Source organism: Methylomagnum sp., from assembly GCF_054333355.1.
In genome coordinates this window covers 1-3,421 of sequence record NZ_JBTEKS010000441.1, presented here as the reverse complement: position 1 = coordinate 3,421, position 3,421 = coordinate 1, and the positions used below count along the sequence as shown (strand labels likewise).

Here is a 3,421-nt window from a genome sequence, read left to right as displayed (position 1 = left end):
ATCCACGTCCTCGTGGTCGCCTCCGTCGCCGAGGTGGTCTTGAACCTCAACCTCCACCACCGGGCGCTGCTCGAGGTCCTCGGCGAACGCTATGTGGCTTTATATGCCAATTCGGGATGAGGGGGGGTGCGGAATGTCGGTAGGATGGGTGGAGTTTCAGCGGAACCCATCCTACCAAACCATCTCTCGCGGATCATTTCGCCGCCCAAGCCGAGGCATTACCAAGCCAGGTACAACATGCGAGGATTACGCCCCAGAATTCCTTGCCATCACCGGGAGAACATCCAAGTGCACATCCAATCCAGTCCCATAGGCGATTTCCGCCGGTTCGCTCTGTTATTACGCCTGCTATTGCTGTACGGCCTGTGTATCGGCCTTGCCCAGGCCGCGCTGACCGAGCAGCAGAAATTCACCGCCCCGGACTTCGCGGCGAATGACGGCTTCGGCACCGTCATCGCCTTGTCCGGGGACGGCAACACGGCCTTGATTGGCGACCCGAGGGCCAATTGCCAGACTGGCACGGCGCAATGTGGCGCTGTCTACGTCGTTGTAAAAACCAACGGCAAATGGCAAAGCCAGCAGAAGCTATCCGCCTCCGACGCCGTAGCGGGCGATGGCTTCGGCACGGCGGCGGCGCTGTCCAGCAATGGCAATACGGCGGTGATTGGCTCGCCCTTTCACCCTTGCGCCGGGGGTGTTTCCGGCTGCGGGTCGGCCTACGTGTTCGTCCGTTCCGGTGGGCGCTGGTCGGAAATCCAAACACTGACGGCCTCCGACGCCAGCGCCAGCAGCCGGTTCGGCGCGGGCGTTGCCATTTCCGACAACAACGACACCATCTTAGTGGGTGCCCCCGCCGCGCCTTGCGCCAACGGGGCGGGCCAGGGTTGCGGCGCGGCCTATGCCTTCGCCCGCAACGCCGCTGGTTGGAACGAGCAGCAGCGCTTGCAGCCCGCCGACACGCTGCCGGGCGGCAATCTCGGCGCGGCGGTCGCCCTGTCCGCCGATGGCCGGACCGCCTTGGCCGGAGCTACCGGCGCCGCCTGCTCGGCCAGTGGCAGTGGCGCTTGCGGGGCCGCTTACGCCTTCGCGTCCAATGGCGCGACCTGGGATTTACAGCAAACACTGGTTTCGTTGGACCTCGGACTGGACCAATTCGGCTACTCGGTTGCCCTGTCCGCCAATGGCGCCATGGCCCTGATCGGCGCACCCTCGCGGGCCTGCAATAGCCAGGGAGTCGCCGGGTGCGGGGCGGCCTATGTGTTCACCCGCGATCTCGGCCAATGGACTCAGAACAGCACGTTGCTGCCCGCCTCGCAAATCGGGTCCATGACGTTCGGCACCGTGGTGGCCTTGGCGGGGAATGGCGAAGCCGCCTTGATCGCCGCGCCCGGTTCGCGGTGCGGGACGTCCGACGCGCCCGTGCCCTGCCTCGCCGCTCATGCGTTCGCACGGAAATCCGGCCAGTGGACGGCGGGTGACGTCTTGATTCCGACCGAACCCGTCGGAACCGTGGCGGGCGCCCAGTTTGGCCGCTCCCTGGCGTTGTCGAAGGATGGCGCCTTCGCCCTGGTGCGGTCCCTGGACAGCAAGAAAATCACCGGGTCGGTGGTGGGCGCTGTCTCGTTGTTTTCGGTGTTGCCGCGCCTGACCCTGGTGCAGAGCTATGCGCCCAATCCGGTCCAGACCGGCGACACGCTGAGCTATGCGCTGAACATCACCAACGGCAGCAAAGCCCGCGCCCCGGCGGTGACGCTGGTGGACAAGCTGCCCGCCAAGCTGGATTTCGTGTCCGCCCCGACGGGCTGCGCGGCCAGTGGCCAAACCATCACCTGCAAGCTGGGCGCTCTGGCCGCGGGCGCGGAGACCCGTGTCGAAATCAAGGCGATTCCCCGGATTCCCGGCAAGTTCACCAACACGCTGACCCTTAAAAGCACCGGCTTCGCGACCATCACCCAGAATCAAACCGTCACCGTCAAAGCCAACGCCAGCGGTCAGGCCGACCTTTCTATCGCCCTCAAGGCCGACAAGAAAACCGTGAAGGCGGGCACCAAGCTGGTCTACACCCTGACCGCGCTGAATGCGGGTCCGTCCGACGCGACGGACGTGGCGGTGAGCGACGTTCTGCCCGCCGGAACCCGCTTGGTGTCCGCCCCGAACTGCGCCCAGGCCGACGGCAGGCTGTCATGCAGGCTCGGTAAGCTCGGGCCGACCCAAAGCCGCGCCCGGCGCATCACGGTGCGAGCGCCCAGCGCGGCGGGGGATTTGGTCAACAGCGTCGAAGTGGCCGGTTCCTCCACCGACCCGGACCCGGCCAACAATTCGGCCAGCCTGACGGTCAGGGTGAAATAGGCGAAAGCCGTGGTTGCCCTGGTCACGGGGGAACGAGACAATGCCGACAAATTCCTCGCCCCGCCGGGCGTCCCTTGGCATTTCGGGGCTGGCGGCGGGCGCGGGCATCATCCTTATGACTTCGCCGCCGGAACCCGTCGCGGCCACCCTCAAACACGGAGGACATCCACATGGCTGGATTGAAAGACCAATTATTGAAAGCGGGCTTGGTCAACGAAAAGCAGATCAAGCAGGCGCAGAAGGAAAAGCGCAAGGAGCAGCCGCACCAGAACAAGGCGAGCGCGGCGGAAGAGGAAAAGCGTCGGCAACGGGCGGCGGCGGAGAAGGCCGAGCGCGACCGCCAACTCAACGCGCAGCGTCAGCAGGAGGCGGAGAAGAAGGCCATGGTGGCCCAGGTCAGGCAGTTGATCGAGGCGAACCGGCAGCCGAAGGAGGCGGGCGACACGCCATTCAATTTCTCCGATGGCGGCACGGTGAAGCGGCTGCATCTGTCCGACAAGCTGCGGGGGCAGATCGTCAAGGGCGTGCTGGCGATTGTGCGTCTGGACGGCCAGTACGAGTTGGTGCTGGCCGAGGTCGCCGACAAGATCCGCCAGCGGGACGCCGCCGCCGTGGTGCTGCAAAACGAGCCGCCGCGCAAGCAGGAGCCGGAAGCCAGCGACGATCCTTATGCGGCGTTCCAGGTGCCGGATGATTTGATTTGGTAGGGTTTGTGTACCAGCCCTTTCAAAGTGTAAAAATAATCTTTATAAATCAATTGGTTGGAAAGGCCGTTTTTCTGTGCCGAAGCGTAGGGCGTTGCCAATGTTGACGCAGGCCATAGCAAAATCATGGGCTTACACAACCTGATTTCGCCAACCCGGTAAACCACTTTGAAAGGGCTGGGTTTGTGTACTTAAGGGGGGCGATTTTCGTGCCGGGGTTGAAAGCATGGTAGTCCTATATGTTGAGTGATTTTAAATACCCATATTAGGCCAACCCCTCCCGGAGTTGGGCGTTGTAGTGATGGATGAAATACCAGATCGCGCCGATATGGTTTTCCAGGCTTTTCGAGAAGGAGAGGGTTTGCCGG

General features: G+C 63.5%; 2 protein-coding genes. Both read left to right on the top strand.

Annotated elements, in window-relative coordinates; all coding sequences use genetic code 11:
- Positions 1-288 precede the first annotated feature (288 nt).
- The gene (locus ACXWUF_RS20770) at positions 289-2,349 is read left to right on the top strand and encodes a hypothetical protein (RefSeq protein WP_458496467.1); all 2,061 of its coding nucleotides are present in this window, start codon (positions 289-291) and stop codon (positions 2,347-2,349) included.
- A gap of 170 nt (positions 2,350-2,519) precedes the next feature.
- Positions 2,520-3,056: a DUF2058 domain-containing protein gene (locus ACXWUF_RS20765; protein WP_458496466.1), complete on the top strand. Its 537-nt coding sequence runs from the start codon at positions 2,520-2,522 to the stop codon at positions 3,054-3,056.
- The last annotated feature ends 365 nt before the right edge of the window (positions 3,057-3,421 follow it).

Coding starts and splice junctions, on each gene's coding strand:
- ACXWUF_RS20765 (WP_458496466.1), top strand. CDS start 2,520: ATGGCTGGATTGAAAGACCAATTATTGAAAGCGGGCTTGGTCAACGAA.